Origin of the sequence: Aurantimonas litoralis, assembly GCF_026153195.1 — a bacterium.
GTDB lineage: Bacteria > Pseudomonadota > Alphaproteobacteria > Rhizobiales > Rhizobiaceae > Aurantimonas > Aurantimonas coralicida.
The window spans coordinates 20,245-37,190 of the sequence record NZ_JAPFBM010000007.1; the positions used below are offsets into that span (position 1 = coordinate 20,245).

The window sequence follows — 16,946 nt, forward strand, 5'->3', positions numbered from 1 at the left end:
CTTGACGCTGGACACACTTGCCGTCCGCCTATCTTTCAGGACGGACAGCGGCCGGAGCAACCCGGCACGCCGCAATCCGGAAAGGCAGTTCATGAAGATCATCGAGGCAGGCGGAGCCCGCATCCCCGCAATCGGATTTGGCACATTCACACTCGAAGGCCAGACTTGCGTCGATATGGTGGCAAAGGCGATCGATGCCGGTTACCGCCATATCGATACCGCCCGCATGTATGGGAACGAAAAGGAAGTCGGCGCCGGCATCGCGGCCAGCGGGATCGCCCGCGAGGAGCTGTTCGTCACCACCAAGATCTGGTGGACGGATATCACCGAGGACAAGCTGATGGACAGCGCCCGGGCGGCGGTGGACGCAATCGGGCAGGGGCCGGTCGACCTCCTGCTGATCCACTGGCCCAACACCGACGTGCCGCTGGAAGAATCGATCGATGCGCTGAACGCGACGATCGGCGAGGGGCTGACCCGCCATATCGGCGTCGCCAATTTCACCAGCGCGATGGTCGACGAGGCGGCCGCCATGTCCTCGGCGCCGCTGGTCTGCAACCAGGTCGAGTATCATCCCTATCTCAGCCAGGAGAACGTCCTCGCCGCCTGCCGTCGTCACGACATGGCAATGGTCGCCTATTCGCCGATCGGCAAGGGCGGCGAGCTGCTGGCCGATCCGGTGATCACCGAAGCGGCAAAGGCCCACGGCAAGAGCCCGGCGCAGATCGTCCTGCGATGGGAGGTCGAGCAGGACATCGTCGGCGCGATCCCGCGCACGAGCACGCCGGAGCGGCTCGGCGAGAATCTCGACATCTTCGATTTCGAGCTGACCGAAACCGAGCGGACCGCGCTGAACCAGCTGACCCTGCAGCGCAAACGCCTGATCGATCCGTCCTTCGCACCCCACTGGGACCGCGCCTGATGGACGAGGCGACGCTGCGGCGGACAGGCGAGTCGCTCGCCAACTGGGCGGGCGATGCGCTCGGCTTCTTCTACGAGCCGTCATCGCTGTTCCAGATCGCCGTCGTCGTCGCCTGCCTCGGCCTCGCCTGGGTGCTCGATCGCCTGACCCGCGAACCGATCGAGGTCCAGGCCCGCAGGATCAAGGGCGCCCCCCGGATCCTGCGGCTGGTCGTCGCCGTACGCCGCCGCATGGGGCTGATCTTCTTCGTGCTGCTTTTGTGGCTGGCGACCCGGATCGACCTGGCGGCCGGCGGGCCGCGCTCGCAGATCATCGGTGTCGTCTTCGACCTGGCGCTGGCCTATCTGGTGATCGCCGTCGCCTCGCGCATCGTGCGCAACCGGCTTCTGGCCCGGCTGATCACCATCGTCGCCTCGCTGCTTGCCGGCCTCTCGATCCTCGACCTCCTGGAGCCGGTGGCGTCGGTGCTGGACGAATCGGCCATCACCGTCGGCCAGAGCCGGATCTCGGCGCTTCTGGTGATCAAGGCGATCGCGGTGATCGGCATCACGCTGTGGCTCGCCTCGGTCGCCGGCAATTTCCTCGACACCCGCGTGCAGCGCAATCAGGAACTGACGCCGACGCTCAGGGTGCTGATCGGCAAGTTCCTGAAGATCGGCCTCATCCTGGTGGCGCTTGCCATCGCGCTGGCCTCGATCGGCGTCGACCTGACGGCGCTGACCGTCCTGTCGGGGGCCATCGGCGTCGGCCTCGGCTTCGGCCTGCAGAAGGTCGTGTCGAACTTCATCTCGGGAATCATCATTCTCCTCGACCGTTCGATCAAGCCGGGCGACACGATCTCGCTCGACGATACCTTCGGCTGGATCCGCGAATTGCGGGCGCGCTTCGTCTCGGTGGTGACCCGCGACGGCCGCGAATATCTGATCCCGAACGAGGACTTCATCACCAACCAGGTGATCAACTGGTCGTTCTCGAACGACCTGGTGCGGATCGATGTGGAGTTCGGTGTCGCCTATGACAGCGATCCGCATGCGGTGATCCGGATCGCCAAGGAGGCCGCGGAAAGCTGCAATCGGGTGGTCTCCCACAAGCCGGCGGTCTGCTGGATGACCGGCTTCGGGGCATCGTCGATCGACTTTGTCGTGCGGTTCTGGATCCGCGACCCGCAGGCCGGCTTGACCAATGTCAGGGGTGACGTGCTGCTGGCCCTATGGGATGCCTTCAAGGCGAACGGCATCGCCATCCCGTTCCCGCATCGCGAGATCCTCATGCGCACACCGGTCGTCGTGCAGACGGAGCCGCGCGAGGATGCGTCGGTGGCCCCGCGCCGGGATGGCGACGAGAGCTGATCGGAGAGGGCCCGCCATTGTTCTTCTATGCCGCCAAGATCGGCTGGTTCGTGCTGCAGCCGCTGGCCGCCATCCTGCTCGTCGCGATGCTCGGGCTTCTGGCCGGATGGCTCGGCCGGCCACGCATCGCGGCGGGCCTGTTCGTCCTGGCGACGGCGACACTGGCGGTGTGCAGCCTGACGCCCTTGGGCCTCGTGATGACGGCGGTGCTGGAGGACCGGTTTCCGCGTCCCGACCTGCCGCCGGAGATCGACGGGATCATCGTCCTCGGCGGGGCCTTCGACACGCGCGTGGCGCGCACGCGGGGCATGAACGAGCTGAACGATGCCGCCGACCGGGTCACCGCCGGCATGGAACTGGCGCAGCGCTACCCGGAGGCAAAGCTGCTGTTCAGCGGCGGCGTGGCGGCGCTCCTGGAAGAGGACATTCCCGAGACCGAGGCCGCCGAAGCGCTCTACCGGGCGCTGGGCTTGGCGCCGGACCGCCTGCTTCTCGACGGGCGCGCGCGCGACACCTTCGAGAACGCCGTCTTCGCCAAGGAACTGGCACAGCCGAAGCCGGGCGAGACGTGGGTGCTGGTGACCTCGGCGTCGCACATGCCGCGTGCCGTCGGCTGCTTCCGCGTCGCCGGCTTCGACATCGTGCCCTATCCGGTGGATTACCGCACGCCGTCAGGGCCGGCCCTGTACCGTCCCTCCAGCACGACGACCCGCAACCTGGAAAAGGTGCACTTCGCCATTCGCGAATATCTAGGGCTCGTCGCCTACCGTCTGAGCGGACGCACCGACGCGTTGTTCCCGGCGCCCTGAGGCGGCAAGCGGCCGGTTCAGTCCAGCAGCGCCCGGCGCGCATTCGACATGAACTGCCGGTGGGCGAGAATCACCACGACGAGGATCGTCGCGGCGACAAGTGCCGTCGGGCCGAGGAACCAGCCGAGATAGGCGATGGCGAAGAAGACGGCGCGCAGTCCGGAGTTGAAGTGCTTGCCGGCGAGTTGGTTCAGCCGTGTGGCCTTGGCGAGAGCCCGTTCGGCCGCGTCCGGGTCGAGATCGGCTTCCGCGCGCATGGGAATCGCGCCGATCAGGATCGAGCAATAGTTGAACAGCCGGTAGGCCCAGCCGAACTTGAAGAAGGCATAGGCGAAGATCGTGACCAGGCCGAGCAGCTTGATCTCCACCAGCGCCCGGTCGAGCTGAGCGTGGAAAGGCAGTTCGGCGGCGATGGTGGCAATCTGGTCGGCCGAGCTGAAAAGGGCGAAGCAGCCGCCGATGGCGAAGATGCAGGCGGAGGCGAAGAAGGCGGTGCCCTGCTGGAGCCCCGCCATGATCGCCGTGTCGATCATCCGCAAATCGCGCAGCAGCATCACCTGCATCCAGCATTCGCGTTGCCGGTTCATCGCCTGGGACAGGCCACGGGCTGCCAGCGGCCCGTGCTCCGTCACGATATTGTAGACGAGCCACACCGCCAGAAAGAATGCGAGTGCGGCGCCATCCCCCGTATCGATCGTCACAATGCGATGCCCCGCTTGGTCCCTCGCGGCGAGAGACCGGATTTCCATGAGGTTTTCATAGCGCGGCAACGGGACGCAGGCCAGACGGCGCGCGACACGCCGGCATCAGTCCGGGACAAGGTTGCCGTGGAACATAGCAGCCATGAGGAAATATGCATCGCACCCGCCTTGTGGCGTCGTCGCTTAACGGATATTTAAGAGCTGCAACCGCTGGACGGGGGTCATGACCGGTTCGCAAGCCATCTCGATTCAGGATATTCAGTTACATGGATGACAGCGTGCGCAAGTCGTGCTGGGGCGTGACCGTATGGACGGTCGCGATCTTCTCTACGCTCCTCGTTCTGGGGTTCCTCTTCACGGTTCCCGAGACCGTCGCCATCGCCGCCAGCTGACCGAACCGGTCGGCGCCAGGCGCCCACCGACGCAGACCTTTTTCCGACAGATCCGTTCCGCTTCGCTTCGGCACGCCAGTGCCGGGCTGTCCTGACCTTGCCGGCGCTTTCGTTCGGCATGGCCGGGCAGGATATGGCGTGTCGGGCGTCTGACGTGGAGTTTGCCCGGCGGCGGCCTGACGTCGCAGCCAGGGGTGCCCGATCCGGCTTGACGCGGCGGGCCGTTTGCTTCGAGAAGCAGCCATGCCTTTGCATCTGATAAAGCTGTGCGTCGGAATCGGCAGCGTCGAGGAACTCGAGGAGCATGTCGCCGCACGTCTTGACGCGGCGCGTCTCCAGGGGCGGCCTGCCGAACAGGCGCATGTGACGCGCATGGTTCCCAAGCGGATCGACGAACTGCTGGATGGCGGCTCGCTCTACTGGGTGATCAAAGGCCAGATCCAGGTCCGCCAGCCGCTCGTCGCCGTCACGCCGTTCAAGGATGCCGAAGGCGTCGGGCGTTGCCGGCTCGTTCTGGAGCCGACTTTCGTGCGGACCGCCCGCCAGCCGCGCCGCCCGTTTCAGGGCTGGCGCTACCTGACGCCCGACGACGTACCGCGGGACATCGGAACCGGCGATGCGGGCGAGGGCGACCTGCCCGTGGACATGCAGCGCGAACTCATCGAGCTCGGGCTGTTCTGAGGCGACGCCGAATCCGGCGGTCGCCTGGAGTTTCGATTGTCTCGTCGTCAGCCGAAACGCATGTGGATCGCCGCGTGCCCCTCGGGCGCGATGGTCCTGATCCGCGTGTAGGCGATCGGCTGCGATGCCCGCCAGGCGCGGGCGCCATGGGACAGAAGCAGCCCCACGAGATCCTTTGCCTTCAGCCGCGAACGGCCGTCGCGGGCTTCGCCGAGGCGAAGCGCGGCCTGCTGCAGCGGGTGGGGATTGGCGGCCCGCGCGCTGCCGGCGAAGGCGAGTGTGTTGGCGAAGCTGGCTGCCTGGTGCTCGGTCGTCATGCTGGAACCCTTCCTACGCGATACATCTTAGGGTCCGTCTGAACGGACGGGCTGGTCGGTCGCACGGCGGCGACAAGGAGGTCGGCGGCCCGGAACAAGGGCCGCCGGCCCGGTGTCAGTTGGCGACGGCGTAGCAGCTGTACGAGCTGCGCTTGAGCGCGGCACAGGCCGACCAGGCCTGGTCCTTGCTGGCAAAGCCGGCGAAGCGGGCGCGGTAGAGCGTCTGCGAACCGCTCTTCACCGTCTCTGTGAAGGGCTCGGCATCCGCCAGTTCGCCGCCGACCTTGCGCTTGGCGGTGGCCAGCATCTCCATGGCGGCATCGGCTTCCGGCGTGGCGGCGATCTGGACCACCCAGGGGGAGGTCGGCGTGCGAACGGTCTCCGAGACGCTGGCAACCTTTATTGCACCGGTCGTCGAGGGATCGAGATCGCGGCCACCCGGGACCGCTGCCGGCGGCAGGCGGACGCCGGCGCTGGGCACGCGGCTTGCCGCCGGGATCGGCATGCGCACCGACGGACGCTCGGCGACGAGGGCCGCCTTCAGGGCGTCACGGCCGACGATCGGACGCGACTGCGGCTGGACCATGCGGGCCACGGCGGGGGCGGCCTCGGAGCCGTAGGCCATTGCGATGCGCTGGTCGATCTCGGTCATGGCCGGGCGGGAATCGGGAACCGGGCCCTGCTTGGGAAGCGCGGCGACGATGGCCGGGCTGGCTGAGCGGGCGGCGAGCAGCATGCCGGAATCGCGGGTGCTGGCCTTCGGCAGATAGCGCGTCAGCAATTCGACCATGTGATCGTCGCGCGAACGGCCGGAGCGACCGCCCATGACCACGGCGACAAGGCTCTTGCCGTCCCGCTCGATCGAGGTGACGAGGTTGAAGCCGGAAGCGTTGATGTAGCCGGTCTTGATGCCGTCGACGCCCTTCACCCGGCCCAGGACCCGGTTGTGGTTGCCGAGCCGGCGGCCACGGAAGCTGTAGGAGCGGGTCGAGAAGATCTTGTAATATTCCGGAAAATGCTCGCGCAGGGCGATGCCCAGGGTCGCCATGTCCCGCGCCGTGGTCTTCTGTCCGGAATCCGGCAGGCCGTTGGCATTGCGGAAGGTGGTCTTCGGCATGCCGATCTGACGCGCCTTGGCGGTCATGCGGGCCGCGAAGGCCGATTCGGAGCCGGCCTGGAACTCGCCCAGCACCACGGCCGCGTCATTCGCGGACTTGGTGACCAGCGAATAGACGGCTTCCTCGACGGTCAGGGTCGAGCCGGTCTTCAGGCCGATCTTCGACGGCGGGCGCCCGGCCGCATAGGCCGACACCGGCATCTTGTCCTTCATGGAAATCCGACCGCTCTTCAGCGCGTCGAAGGTCATGTAGAGCGTCATCATCTTGGTGAGCGACGCCGGGTAGCGGTACTCGTCGGCGCGGTCGTTGTAGAGGACCTGGCCATTGTTGGCGTCGATGACGAAGCCCGCATATTTGGCGTTGGCTTCGGCATGGCCGGCGCCGGTCAGCAGCATGCCGGCGCCGAAGGCGACGACGCCTGCGAACCTGCTGAGCGATCTGGCGGCGGTGGTGAGGCGGGGGAACGGGTTACGCACGCAGCAACTCTCTGGCTCGGGCAATGGGCGAGGAAGCCGGTCGATATCGTCGCAGCGCTTGGAAAGGCCGTGCAATATCAGCGGGCAACTCCCTCGGGTGTCGATCCGCAGATTAATGCCGGCGGGCTTACCAATCAGTTTATGGTTGCCGGACCGTTCCCATCCCGGATCGAAATTTCTCGTACCCTGCCAAACGAAACGGGCAGGAGTGAGGTGAAATTCCGTATGGGAAGCGTGCGGTGCGTCATTCCGCTTGAATCTTATTGTGCAGTGCAATATCTTCGGGCGGGGCGCAGCTCAGGGCACCGGTCGGACCGGCACTTCCTGCTGAATGGACGTCCTTCCACAAACCAGCAATCCGAGGGAATCCAGATGAACGCATATGAAGATGCCAGCAAGTTCTCCAAGGACGCGATGGACAGCGCGCTGAAGTCGGTGTCGGCCATGACCAAGGGCTTCCAGCAGGTCGCGTCGGAAACGTCCGAATTCGCAAAGCGCGCCTATGAGCAGCAGACCGAATTCATGGAGAAGCTCTTCCAGGTGCGTTCGCCGGACAAGGCCATCGCGCTGCAGAGCGAATACGCCAAGACCGCCTATCAGGGCTGGGTCAGCCAGGCGACGCGCATGGGCGAAATCTACACCGATGTCGCCAAGGAGACCTACAAGCCGTTCGAGCAGTCGCTCGCGACGCTGTCGACCGCGGGCACGTCCGTAGCGACCAAACCGGCCGCTGCCGCCAAGCAGGCCGCCGAGACCAAGGCTGCCTGATCAGCGCCTCGGTTGTCCCGCGGCCGCGGGCACCACATATTCGGTACGAGGAAAAGCCCGGCTCTCCCGCCGGGCTTTTTCATGTCCGGGCCATGCCTTGGGGCGGGCAGGGACGAGACGCCGCACGATGATGCTTTGCCATGCCCGCGTTGCGTCTTAAAATCCGTGCCACGGCACATACATACAGAGCGATGACGAAGGTGGTTGAATTGAGCATGCACGCGTTTCCCGGCAACGGCGCTCCTGCCGTGCGGTCCCAGGCCGGGAAGGACGACGATCAGGTCCCCGATCGCGGGACCGAGGTCATCACGCGAACGAAACCCAAAACCCAGAAGCCGAGCCTTTACAGAGTGCTCCTTCTGAACGACGATTACACTCCGATGGAGTTCGTCATCCACGTCCTCGAGCGGTTCTTCCAGAAGGACCGCGAGGCAGCCACCAGAATCATGTTGCATGTGCACAATCACGGCGTTGGCGAATGCGGAGTGTTCACCTACGAGGTCGCCGAGACCAAGGTGACCCAGGTCATGGACTTCGCCCGCCAGCACCAGCATCCGCTGCAATGCGTGATGGAAAAGAACTGAGGTGAAGCTTGCCGACATTTTCGCAAAGCCTTGAGAAGTCGCTGCACTCGGCCCTGACGCTCGCAAACGACCGGCAACAGGAATTTGCGACGCTGGAGCATCTGCTGCTGGCGCTTCTCGACGACAAGGACGCGGCGGCGGTGATGCAGGGATGCAGTGTCGACCTCGACATCCTGCGCCGCAATCTGACGACCTACATCGATAGCGAACTCTCCAACCTCGTCACGGGACATGACGAGGATTCCAAGCCGACGGCCGGATTCCATCGGGTGATCCAGCGTGCGGTGATCCATGTCCAGTCGTCCGGCCGCGAAGAGGTGACCGGCGCCAACGTGCTCGTGGCGATTTTTGCCGAGCGCGAGAGCCATGCCGCTTATTTCCTGCAGGAGCAGGAGATGACGCGCTACGATGCGGTGAACTTCATATCGCACGGAATCTCCAAGCGCCCCGGCGCCTCCGAGACCAGACCGCTGCGCGGCGCCGAGGATGAGCAGTCGACAGTGGGACAGGATGACGAGGGCAAGCGCAAGAACGCCCCTGATGCGCTCACGGCCTATTGCAGCAATCTCAACGAGAAGGCGCGCAACGGGAAGATCGATCCGCTGATCGGGCGGGCCGAGGAGATCAACCGCACGATCCAGGTGCTGTGCCGCCGGTCCAAGAACAACCCGCTCTATGTGGGTGATCCGGGCGTCGGCAAGACGGCGATCGCGGAAGGGCTCGCCAAGCGCGTCGTCGAAGGCGACGTGCCGGACGTCCTGGCCGACGCGACGATCTTCGCGCTCGACATGGGCACGCTGCTTGCCGGCACCCGCTATCGCGGCGATTTCGAAGAGCGGCTGAAGCAGGTGATGAAGGAGCTCGAGGAATATCCGGGCGCCGTCCTGTTCATCGACGAGATCCACACGGTGATCGGCGCGGGCGCCACCTCGGGCGGCGCGATGGACGCGTCGAACCTTTTGAAGCCGGCGCTGTCCTCCGGCGCGATCCGCTGCATCGGCTCGACCACCTACAAGGAGTACCGGCAGTTCTTCGAGAAGGACCGGGCGCTGGTGCGCCGGTTCCAGAAGATCGACGTCAAGGAGCCGTCCATCGACGACGCCGTGTCGATCCTGAAGGGCCTGAAGCCCTATTTCGAGGATTTCCACCGGGTCAAATACACCAACGAGGCGATCAAGTCGGCGGTCGAACTGTCGGCCCGCTTCATCAACGACCGCAAGCTGCCGGACAAGGCGATCGACGTGATCGACGAGACCGGTGCATCACAGATGCTGCTGGCGGCCGGCAAGCGGAAGAAGCAGATCGGCGTCAAGGAGATCGAGGCGACCGTCGCCACCATGGCGCGGATTCCGCCCAAGGCCGTCTCCAAGGACGATGCCGAGGTGCTGGAACATCTCGACGCCCAGCTCAAGCGGGTCGTCTACGGCCAGGATGCCGCCATCGGCAGCCTTGCCTCGGCGATCAAGCTGGCCCGTGCCGGCCTGCGCGAGCCGGACAAGCCGATCGGCTCCTACCTGTTCTCCGGCCCGACCGGCGTCGGCAAGACCGAGGTGGCCCGCCAGCTTGCGGCGGCGCTCGGGGTCGAGCTCTTGCGCTTCGACATGTCGGAATACATGGAGCGGCACACCGTCTCGCGGCTGATCGGCGCGCCTCCGGGCTATGTCGGATTCGACCAGGGCGGTCTGCTCACCGATGGCGTCGACCAGCATCCGCATTGCGTGCTGCTGCTGGACGAGGTCGAGAAGGCGCATCCGGATCTGTTCAACATCCTCCTGCAGGTGATGGACCACGGCAAGCTGACCGATCACAACGGCAAGCAGATCGATTTCCGGAATGTCATCCTGATCATGACGACCAATGCCGGCGCGTCGGAGATGGCCAAGGCGACGATCGGTTTCGGGCACTCCAAGCGCACGGGGGCCGACGAGGAGGCGATCAACCGCCTGTTCACGCCGGAATTCCGCAACCGTCTCGATGCGACGATTCCGTTCGGCCCGCTGCCGACGCCGGTCATTCACCAGGTGGTGCAGAAGTTCGTCATGCAGCTCGAGGCGCAGCTCTCCGAACGCGGCGTGACCTTCGAACTGTCGGAGGACGCGATCACGTGGCTCGCCGACAAGGGCTACGACGAGGCGATGGGCGCGCGGCCGCTGGGCCGGGTGATCCAGGAGCACATCAAGAAGCCGCTGGCCGACGAGGTGCTCTTCGGCAAGCTGAAGAACGGCGGCACGGTGAAGGTGTCCGTCGTCGATGGCGAGGACGGCGCCAAGGCGCTGCATCTGGAAGCCATTGCAGACGAACTGCCGCCCAAGCCCAAAAAGCCCGCAGCCAAGAAGCGCGCCAAGGTGGCGCCGGACGGCTCGGACATCGAGGACGACGAGCCGGCGGGCGATGCGCCCGAAGCGGGCTCCACGGGATCTGCCGCCGCGAAGCGGGCAGGGACCGTTCCCAAGGTCCCGCGCAAATCGCGCTGACCAAAACGGAAAGGGCCGTCCCACGGGGCGGCCCTTTTTCGTTGTAGCGTATCGTGCTCGCGGCCGCGGCCCCGGCGACCGAACTCAGTCGAGCGCGGCGCGGATCAGGGCCGCGTGCTCGGCCAGCATGTCCGGATCGGCCATGCCGTCGGAATGCTTCTTCAGCGGCACGCCGGCATAGACCGGCAGCACATGGAAATGCAGGTGAAACACGGTCTGCCCGCCGGCGGTCTCGTTGAACTGGGCGATGCGGACGCCATCGGCATCGAAGGCCTTCTTCACGGCACGCGCGAGCTTGGCGACCACCGGCATCACCGCGCCGAGCGTCTCGTCCGTCGCATCGAGGATGTTGCGCGACGGCGCCTTCGGAATGACGAGGCAATGCCCCTTCGATTCCGGCATCACGTCCATGATCGCCAGCGCCGTATCGTCTTCGTAGAGTTTCTGGCTCGGGATCTCGCCGCGCAGGATCTTGGCGAAGATGTTGCCGTCGTCGTAGCCGCTCATGGTGTCCGGTCCTTCACAATCAGAATCAGACCGGACGATAGGCAGATTGCCGCGATTGTCGACGGCTGAGCCCGCCCTCAGCCACCCTTCTTGTAGGGTGTATGCTCGGACAGGACGTCGCTGACATGGGCGATTTCGGCGCGCTCGGCGTCGAGATAGTCGTCGACCGCACGGCGCAGACCGGGATGGGCGATCCAGTGAGCCGAATGGGTGGTCACGGGCTCGTAGCCGCGGGCCAGCTTGTGCTGTCCCTGCGCGCCTGCCTCGACGAGGCCGAGGCCGCGCGTGATCGCAAAGTCGATGGCCTGGTGGTAGCAGACCTCGAAATGCAGGAAGGGATGGTCCTCGATACAGCCCCAGTTGCGGCCGTAAATCGTGTCGGCGCCGATGAAGTTCAGCGCCCCGGCGATGTAGCGACCGTTTCGCGAGGCCATGACGAGCAGCGTCTGGTCGGCCATGCGCTCGCCGATCAGGCTGAAGAACGCGCGGTTGAGATAGGGCCGGCCCCATTTGCGGCTGCCGGTGTCCATGTAGAAATCGTAGAAGGCGTCCCAGGCCGCCTCGGTGAGGTCGCTGCCGGTCAGCCATGAAATGGAGATGTCGTTGGCCAGCGCCTCGCGGCGCTCCTTGCGCAATGCCTTGCGCTTGCGCGATGCTAGCGTCTCCAGAAACTCTTCGTAGGTCGCATAGCCGCGATTGCGGAAATGGAACTGCTGGTCGGTGCGGTGCAGCCAGCCGGCCTCGGTCAGGACATCGCGGTCCGCGGGCTTGAGGAAGGTGGCGTGAACGGAGGAAACGCCGGTCTGGGCCGCATAGGTCCTGGCACCCTCGGCCAGCGCCTGCCGCCGGATCGTCGCGCCGGGTGCGGTTCCGACGAGCAGCCGCGGCCCGGTGGCCGGGGTGAAGGGCACCGACATCTGCAGCTTCGGATAATAGCGCCCACCGGCGCGCTCGAAGGCGTCGGCCCAGCCCTGGTCGAAGACATATTCGCCCTGGCTGTGACCCTTTAGATAGGCGGGGGCGGCTGCGATCGGCGCACCCTGCGGATCTTCCAGAACCAGATGCTGGGGCAGCCAGCCCGTCGCCTCTCCGACGCAACCGCTATCCTCGAGTGCGGAGAGAAAGGCGTGCGATACGAAAGGGTTGGCGACGCCCGATGGAGTCGCGGTAGAAGCGGGAGACGCCGGCGCGGGCTCCACGGCCAGCGCGTCCCAGCGTGCGGCGTCGATCGCGCTGAGCCGATCGACCACCCGGATCGTGAAGCTCTCTTCGCTGGTGGTCGGGGCGGCGGCGGATTCGCGTGTCATGCGATGAATTTATGCCGGTCCCCCGGCAGCGCAAGGCGTCATTGCTGCGGCGCAATGCCTTCGAAGGTCATCTGGTCGCAATGGTCCCGGCTGATGCGGATCTGCGCCTCGGTGCGCACGGTCCAGGAGATCAGCGGCGCACCCTTGCCGCGGACCCATTCGGTGAACGGGTTCGGCACGTGGTGGATGTCATAGGAGGAGAAGTCGCAGCCGCGTTCGAACACCTGCCGATGGGCGGCGAAGGCGTCCGGCGTGTGTCCCGTCGCGGTCAGCCCGATGGGCCGGCCGGGGCGGGCCGCCAGCATCTGGTCGATGAGCCAGGGATCGAACGACATCAGGGCCAGTTCGCCGCGGTAGGCTTCGAGAACCGGCTGCAGACGGGCGAAATACTCCGCATCGACGTCCGGGGCGATGCCCTTCAGTTCCATGACCACCGGCACGCGCCCTGCGACCCTCGCGAGAAAGTCCGCGACGGTCGGGATGACGGCCTTTGTGCCGGCGAGCCGCAGGCCGGCGATCGCTTCATCGCCAAGTGCGCGAAAGTCGGCCTCGCGGCCGGTCAGCCGTTGCAGCGTGTGATCGTGGAAGATGAAGGGTGTGCCATCGGCCGAAAGCTGCACGTCGCATTCGATCGCGTAGCCGGCGGCGATCGCTGCTTCGGCGGCGGGAATCGAATTCTCCGCCACCGTCTTGTTGCCGTCATGGAGCCCGCGATGGGCGATCGGGTTCGCGGTCAGCCAGCCGAGCGCGCCATCGAAGGCCGCCATGTCAGGCGACCTCGAACAGGGCTTCGATCTCGACGGCGGCATCCATCGGCAGGGCCGGTACGCCGACGGCCGAACGGGAATGGCGGCCGGCCTCGCCGAGGATCTCGACAAGGAAGTCCGACGCGCCGTTGGCGACCTTGTGCTGTTCGGTGAAGCCGGCATCGCTGGCGACGAAGACGGTGAGCTTCAGAAGGCGGCCGAGGCGGCTCCAGTCGCCGGAGACGGCCGATTTCGCCTGGGCGAGGATGTTGATGGCGCAAAGCCGCGCGGCCTTCTGGCCGTCTTCCAGCGAGACGCCGGCGCCGAGCTTGCCGGACACGGCCAGCTTGCCGCCGTCGAGCGGCAACTGGCCCGAGGTCTGCAGCAGGCCGCCATAGATGACGCTCGGCACGTAGTTGGCGGCGGGCGCCGCCGCTTCGGGAAGGGTGACGCCGGCGGCTTCGAGGCGGCTTGCGATGGTATCGGCCATGTTGTTGTCTTCCTTTAGCTCGACGGATAGGAGCGCCGGGGAGGGGCTGTGCCGGCCAGATGGCCGCAAGCCCGTTCCGGACGCGCCGTTCCGCAGAGGCGTAGCCCATCCGCAGACCCAGTGAAAGATCGTCCCGCCATGCGCGCCAGCCTCGTAGCCCCTCTCGCGATCGGCCTTGTCGCCGGACCGGCTCTTGCGGCCGCCGCGACGATCGCGCCGCACCGCGCCTCCTACGAACTGGTGATGGACGGCAGCGGCGATCTGGTCGACGCGCAGGCGCGGATCGCCGTCGAGATCACGCGGCCGGATTGCGACAGCTACGATATCGACTACCGCTTCGTGGCGCGGTTCCAGCAGGAGCAGGAACTGGTCGTCACCGACCAGCAGACCCAGACGCTGGAAAACCTCGCGGACGGAACGCTCGCCTTCAAAACGCGAACGCTGGTCGACGGCACAGAGCAGCAGGTCGTGCGGGGCACCGCCGTCAATACGGGGGAGAAGACGCATGTCGCCTTCGTCGAACCGGAGAGCCGCTCGGTGAGCGTGCCGCTGGCAGCCTTTCCGATGCAGCATACGCTGGCATTGATCGAGAAAGCGGAAGCCGGCGAGCGGATCGTCCAGTCGCCGCTCTATGACGGCGACCCGACACCGGAAAAGGGCCTGTCCACGACCGCGATCATCGGGCCAGCGCCGGACAGCCCGGCAGAACCCAGGGATGCGGAGGACGGCGCTTCGCTCGCGGATGAAACGCCACCGGCGGCGGACACGCAATCAGAGATCGCCGAGGGTGACACGCGCGACGACGATGACGACCGCGGCGAAGCCGAAGACCCGATGGCGGGTGATGTGTCCCCGGCCAGCCAATTGTCAGGTCTGCGCTCCTGGCGGATCAGCGAATCCTTCTATGACAGCGACAGCGATGCCGACGGCATGCCGGTCTTCGAGACGGCCTATACGCTTTACGAAAACGGTATCTCGGACAACCTGGTGCTGAGCTTCGACGGCTACCGCCTGGCCGGCGGCCTTGCGAGCCTCGATCTTCTGGACGTTCCCGCCTGTCCCTGACGGGGCTGGCACCTGGCGCCCACGATCCCCATATCGACCCTGAACGCCGGCGCCATGTTGCCTCGCGTGGGCTTTTGGTGTATCGGCGCTTCCATTCCACACACGGAACTCGGGTTTCGACGTTCGGGCATGTCCCGACGCCGCGATCCACCGGTGGCGGCATTCGGCCGCTTCTTTTCCGTGGAGGCTCAACCGGTAAAGGAAAAAACCATGGCATTGCCAGACTATTCCATGCGCCAGCTGCTCGAGGCAGGCGTGCATTTCGGTCACCAGACGCATCGCTGGAACCCGAAAATGTCGTCCTACATCTTCGGGGCGCGCAACAACATTCACATCCTCGACCTCGGCCAGACCGTGCCGCTGCTGCATCGTGCGCTGCAGGCGGTCTCCGACACCGTGGCCCGTGGCGGCCGCGTGCTCTTCGTCGGCACCAAGCGCCAGGCATCCGACATCGTCGCCGATGCGGCGAACCGTTCGGCCCAGTACTACGTCAACGCCCGCTGGCTCGGCGGCATGCTGACCAACTGGAAGACCATCTCCAACTCGATCCAGCGCCTGCGCAAGCTCGACGAGATGCTGGCCGGCGAAGCCCAGGGCTTCACCAAGAAGGAGCGCCTGACGCTGCAGCGCGAGCGTGACAAGCTCGACCGCGCCCTCGGCGGCATCAAGGACATGGGCGGCGTGCCGGACATGATCTTCATCATCGACACCAACAAGGAGTCGATCGCGATCGAGGAAGCCAAGCGCCTGCACATCCCGATCGTCGCCGTCGTCGATTCGAACTGCGATCCCGCACCGATCGACTACCCGATCCCGGGCAATGACGACGCCGCCCGCGCCATCACCCTGTATTGCGACCTGATCGCCCGCGCCGCCGTCGACGGCATCGCGCGCCAGCAGGGCGATTCCGGCATGGATGTCGGTGCGATGGAAGAAGCGCCGGTGGAAGAGGTCGTCGAGGCCGAGCCGGTCGCCGAGGAAGCCCCGGCCGCGGACGCTCCGGCAGCCGAGGCTCCGGCCGAGAACGCAACGCCCGCCGCCTGAGGCGAGGCGGCGAACGGCGCGGTCGGGCGGATGCCCGGCCGACGCCCGCGCCCGTCTCCGGCGTCGTAATCACGGCGTCACAATTCTGGCGCACCCGTTCCATCCGAGCCGGTGCGCCCAATCATTTCTGAAGAGGCAAAAATGGCAATTACCGCTTCGATGGTGAAGGAACTGCGCGACAAGACCGGCGCAGGCATGATGGACTGCAAGACCGCGCTGTCCGAGACCGGCGGCAACATGGAAGAGGCGGTCGACTGGCTGCGCGCCAAGGGCATTGCCAAGGCCGACAAGAAGTCCGGCCGTACCGCGGCCGAGGGTCTCGTCGGTTCGGCGTCCGAGGGCACCAAGGCCGTCGTCGTCGAGGTCAATTCCGAGACCGACTTCGTTGCCCGCAACGACGCCTTCCAGGGTCTCGTGCGCGACGTCGCGTCGGTTGCTCTGACCACCGACGGCAGCGTCGAGGCGGTCGGCGGGGCTGCCTATCCGGGCGGCACCAAGAGCGTCAACGACACGATCAAGGACACGATCGGCACCATCGGCGAGAACCTGACCCTGCGCCGTTCGGCCATGCTCAGCGTCAATGACGGCGTCGTGGCGTCCTACATCCACAATCAGGTCGTGGACGGCCTCGGCAAGCTGGGCGTGCTCGTCGCGATCGAATCGACCGGTGACAAGGCTGCGCTGGCGCAGTTCGGCCGCCAGGTCGCCATGCACATCGCCGCGACCAACCCGCTGGCCCTGACCGCCGAGGAAGTCGACGCGGCCACCGTCGAGCGCGAGAAGGCGATCTTCAGCGATTCGGCACGCCAGTCGGGCAAGCCGGAGAACATCATCGAGAAGATGGTCGAAGGCCGCCTGCGCAAGTTCTACGAGGAAGTCGTCCTTCTGAAGCAGAACTTCGTCATCAATCCCGACCTGACCGTCGAGAAGGCGCTGGCCGAGGCCGAGGGCAGCTTCGGCGCGCCGGCCAAGATCACCGGCTTCGTGCGCTTCGCCCTCGGCGAAGGCGTCGAGAAGGAAGAGACCGACTTCGCAGCCGAAGTCGCCGCGGCCGCCGGCAAGAAGTAAGTCCCGCACGCCGGACACCCGTCCGGCGGCGACACGACAGACCGATCGAGGGCGTCCGCTTCACAAGCGGGCGCCCTTATTGTATCGCATCCCCCAAGCGTGGCAGGCGTTTGCGAGAACGACCTGCC

General features: G+C 65.9%; 18 protein-coding genes. 11 read left to right on the forward strand and 7 right to left on the reverse strand.

What is annotated here, in order from left to right:
* The first annotated feature begins 91 nt into the window (after positions 1 to 91).
* The 3 genes from N7I30_RS14675 to N7I30_RS14685 are packed head-to-tail and all read left to right on the forward strand — an operon-like array spanning position 92 to position 3,080.
* Complete coding sequence (locus tag N7I30_RS14675; RefSeq protein WP_498639835.1) at positions 92 to 922, forward strand: aldo/keto reductase; 831 nt, start codon at positions 92 to 94, stop codon at positions 920 to 922.
* Entirely contained in the window at positions 922 to 2,271 is a 1,350-nt protein-coding gene (locus N7I30_RS14680) for a mechanosensitive ion channel family protein (RefSeq protein ID WP_498639837.1), read from the forward strand. Before N7I30_RS14675 ends, N7I30_RS14680 begins: the two co-directional genes overlap by 1 nt.
* Before the next feature lie 17 nt (positions 2,272 to 2,288).
* Positions 2,289 to 3,080, forward strand: a complete 792-nt coding sequence (locus N7I30_RS14685) for a YdcF family protein (protein WP_498639839.1) — start codon at positions 2,289 to 2,291, stop codon at positions 3,078 to 3,080.
* Between the two features lie 17 nt (positions 3,081 to 3,097).
* Here the strand turns inward: N7I30_RS14685 and N7I30_RS14690 are convergent, their stop codons facing one another.
* Positions 3,098 to 3,781, reverse strand: coding sequence for a DUF599 domain-containing protein (locus N7I30_RS14690; RefSeq protein WP_491391668.1), 684 nt, complete (start codon positions 3,779 to 3,781; stop codon positions 3,098 to 3,100).
* Between the two features lie 266 nt (positions 3,782 to 4,047).
* On the opposite strand from N7I30_RS14690, the gene N7I30_RS14695 reads away from it, so the two are divergent.
* Both N7I30_RS14695 and N7I30_RS14700 read left to right on the forward strand, forming a co-directional pair.
* Positions 4,048 to 4,173 carry a hypothetical protein gene (locus N7I30_RS14695; RefSeq protein ID WP_266102132.1) on the forward strand — a complete coding sequence of 42 codons (126 nt, stop codon included), beginning with the start codon at positions 4,048 to 4,050 and terminating at the stop codon, positions 4,171 to 4,173.
* Positions 4,174 to 4,416: 243 nt separating this feature from the next.
* Positions 4,417 to 4,854 carry a DUF1489 family protein gene (locus N7I30_RS14700; protein WP_277026132.1) on the forward strand — a complete coding sequence of 146 codons (438 nt, stop codon included), beginning with the start codon at positions 4,417 to 4,419 and terminating at the stop codon, positions 4,852 to 4,854.
* A gap of 47 nt (positions 4,855 to 4,901) precedes the next feature.
* Here the strand turns inward: N7I30_RS14700 and N7I30_RS14705 are convergent, their stop codons facing one another.
* Positions 4,902 to 5,171, reverse strand: coding sequence for a hypothetical protein (locus tag N7I30_RS14705; RefSeq protein ID WP_024350588.1), 270 nt, complete (start codon positions 5,169 to 5,171; stop codon positions 4,902 to 4,904).
* 115 nt (positions 5,172 to 5,286) lie between these two features.
* A complete protein-coding gene (locus tag N7I30_RS14710; protein WP_277026139.1) occupies positions 5,287 to 6,684 on the reverse strand; it encodes a serine hydrolase in 1,398 nt (465 codons plus the stop codon).
* Between N7I30_RS14710 and N7I30_RS14715 the strand changes: the two genes are divergently transcribed.
* From N7I30_RS14715 to clpA, 3 genes are all read left to right on the forward strand, one after another.
* A complete protein-coding gene (locus tag N7I30_RS14715; protein ID WP_498639843.1) occupies positions 6,661 to 7,533 on the forward strand; it encodes a phasin family protein in 873 nt (290 codons plus the stop codon). The genes N7I30_RS14710 and N7I30_RS14715 overlap by 24 nt on opposite strands.
* 215 nt (positions 7,534 to 7,748) lie before the next feature.
* Positions 7,749 to 8,117 (forward strand): ATP-dependent Clp protease adapter ClpS, encoded by a 369-nt coding sequence (clpS, locus tag N7I30_RS14720; RefSeq protein WP_009209473.1) that lies wholly within the window; start codon positions 7,749 to 7,751, stop codon positions 8,115 to 8,117.
* Positions 8,118 to 8,125: 8 nt separating this feature from the next.
* A complete protein-coding gene (gene clpA, locus N7I30_RS14725; RefSeq protein ID WP_188076821.1) occupies positions 8,126 to 10,591 on the forward strand; it encodes an ATP-dependent Clp protease ATP-binding subunit ClpA in 2,466 nt (821 codons plus the stop codon).
* A gap of 84 nt (positions 10,592 to 10,675) precedes the next feature.
* Here the strand turns inward: clpA and N7I30_RS14730 are convergent, their stop codons facing one another.
* The 4 genes from N7I30_RS14730 to N7I30_RS14745 all read right to left on the reverse strand — a co-directional run bounded on the left by N7I30_RS14730 (position 10,676) and on the right by N7I30_RS14745 (position 13,641).
* Complete coding sequence (locus tag N7I30_RS14730) at positions 10,676 to 11,098, reverse strand: HIT family protein (protein ID WP_498639845.1); 423 nt, start codon at positions 11,096 to 11,098, stop codon at positions 10,676 to 10,678.
* Between the two features lie 77 nt (positions 11,099 to 11,175).
* On the reverse strand, positions 11,176 to 12,405 hold the full coding sequence (locus N7I30_RS14735; RefSeq protein ID WP_498639848.1) for a GNAT family N-acetyltransferase: 1,230 nt from the start codon (positions 12,403 to 12,405) through the stop codon (positions 11,176 to 11,178).
* Between the two features lie 38 nt (positions 12,406 to 12,443).
* Positions 12,444 to 13,172: a glycerophosphodiester phosphodiesterase family protein gene (locus tag N7I30_RS14740; protein WP_498639850.1), complete on the reverse strand. Its 729-nt coding sequence runs from the start codon at positions 13,170 to 13,172 to the stop codon at positions 12,444 to 12,446.
* Between the two features lies 1 nt (position 13,173).
* Positions 13,174 to 13,641: a RidA family protein gene (locus tag N7I30_RS14745; protein ID WP_228240496.1), complete on the reverse strand. Its 468-nt coding sequence runs from the start codon at positions 13,639 to 13,641 to the stop codon at positions 13,174 to 13,176.
* A gap of 120 nt (positions 13,642 to 13,761) precedes the next feature.
* On the opposite strand from N7I30_RS14745, the gene N7I30_RS14750 reads away from it, so the two are divergent.
* The 3 genes from N7I30_RS14750 to tsf all read left to right on the forward strand — a co-directional run bounded on the left by N7I30_RS14750 (position 13,762) and on the right by tsf (position 16,818).
* The gene (locus N7I30_RS14750) at positions 13,762 to 14,706 is read left to right on the forward strand and encodes an EipB family protein (RefSeq protein ID WP_498639852.1); all 945 of its coding nucleotides are present in this window, start codon (positions 13,762 to 13,764) and stop codon (positions 14,704 to 14,706) included.
* 210 nt (positions 14,707 to 14,916) lie between these two features.
* Positions 14,917 to 15,750, forward strand: coding sequence for a 30S ribosomal protein S2 (gene rpsB / locus N7I30_RS14755; protein WP_024350597.1), 834 nt, complete (start codon positions 14,917 to 14,919; stop codon positions 15,748 to 15,750).
* 141 nt (positions 15,751 to 15,891) lie between these two features.
* On the forward strand, positions 15,892 to 16,818 hold the full coding sequence (gene tsf, locus N7I30_RS14760) for a translation elongation factor Ts (RefSeq protein WP_498639854.1): 927 nt from the start codon (positions 15,892 to 15,894) through the stop codon (positions 16,816 to 16,818).
* Positions 16,819 to 16,946 lie beyond the last annotated feature (128 nt).

Bases quoted from the DNA above. Each gene is read 5' to 3' on its own strand.
- N7I30_RS14675 (WP_498639835.1), top strand. From the start codon at position 92: ATGAAGATCATCGAGGCAGGCGGAGCCCGCATCCCCGCAATCGGATTT.
- N7I30_RS14680 (WP_498639837.1), top strand. From the start codon at position 922: ATGGACGAGGCGACGCTGCGGCGGACAGGCGAGTCGCTCGCCAACTGG.
- N7I30_RS14695 (WP_266102132.1), top strand. From the start codon at position 4,048: ATGGATGACAGCGTGCGCAAGTCGTGCTGGGGCGTGACCGTATGGACG.
- N7I30_RS14700 (WP_277026132.1), top strand. From the start codon at position 4,417: ATGCCTTTGCATCTGATAAAGCTGTGCGTCGGAATCGGCAGCGTCGAG.
- N7I30_RS14705 (WP_024350588.1), bottom strand. From the start codon at position 5,171: ATGACGACCGAGCACCAGGCAGCCAGCTTCGCCAACACACTCGCCTTC.
- N7I30_RS14715 (WP_498639843.1), top strand. From the start codon at position 6,661: ATGGCCGGCGCCGGTCAGCAGCATGCCGGCGCCGAAGGCGACGACGCC.
- N7I30_RS14710 (WP_277026139.1), bottom strand. From the start codon at position 6,684: ATGCTGCTGACCGGCGCCGGCCATGCCGAAGCCAACGCCAAATATGCG.
- clpS (WP_009209473.1), top strand. From the start codon at position 7,749: ATGCACGCGTTTCCCGGCAACGGCGCTCCTGCCGTGCGGTCCCAGGCC.
- N7I30_RS14730 (WP_498639845.1), bottom strand. From the start codon at position 11,098: ATGAGCGGCTACGACGACGGCAACATCTTCGCCAAGATCCTGCGCGGC.
- N7I30_RS14735 (WP_498639848.1), bottom strand. From the start codon at position 12,405: ATGACACGCGAATCCGCCGCCGCCCCGACCACCAGCGAAGAGAGCTTC.
- N7I30_RS14740 (WP_498639850.1), bottom strand. From the start codon at position 13,172: ATGGCGGCCTTCGATGGCGCGCTCGGCTGGCTGACCGCGAACCCGATC.
- N7I30_RS14745 (WP_228240496.1), bottom strand. From the start codon at position 13,641: ATGGCCGATACCATCGCAAGCCGCCTCGAAGCCGCCGGCGTCACCCTT.
- rpsB (WP_024350597.1), top strand. From the start codon at position 14,917: ATGGCATTGCCAGACTATTCCATGCGCCAGCTGCTCGAGGCAGGCGTG.
- tsf (WP_498639854.1), top strand. From the start codon at position 15,892: ATGGCAATTACCGCTTCGATGGTGAAGGAACTGCGCGACAAGACCGGC.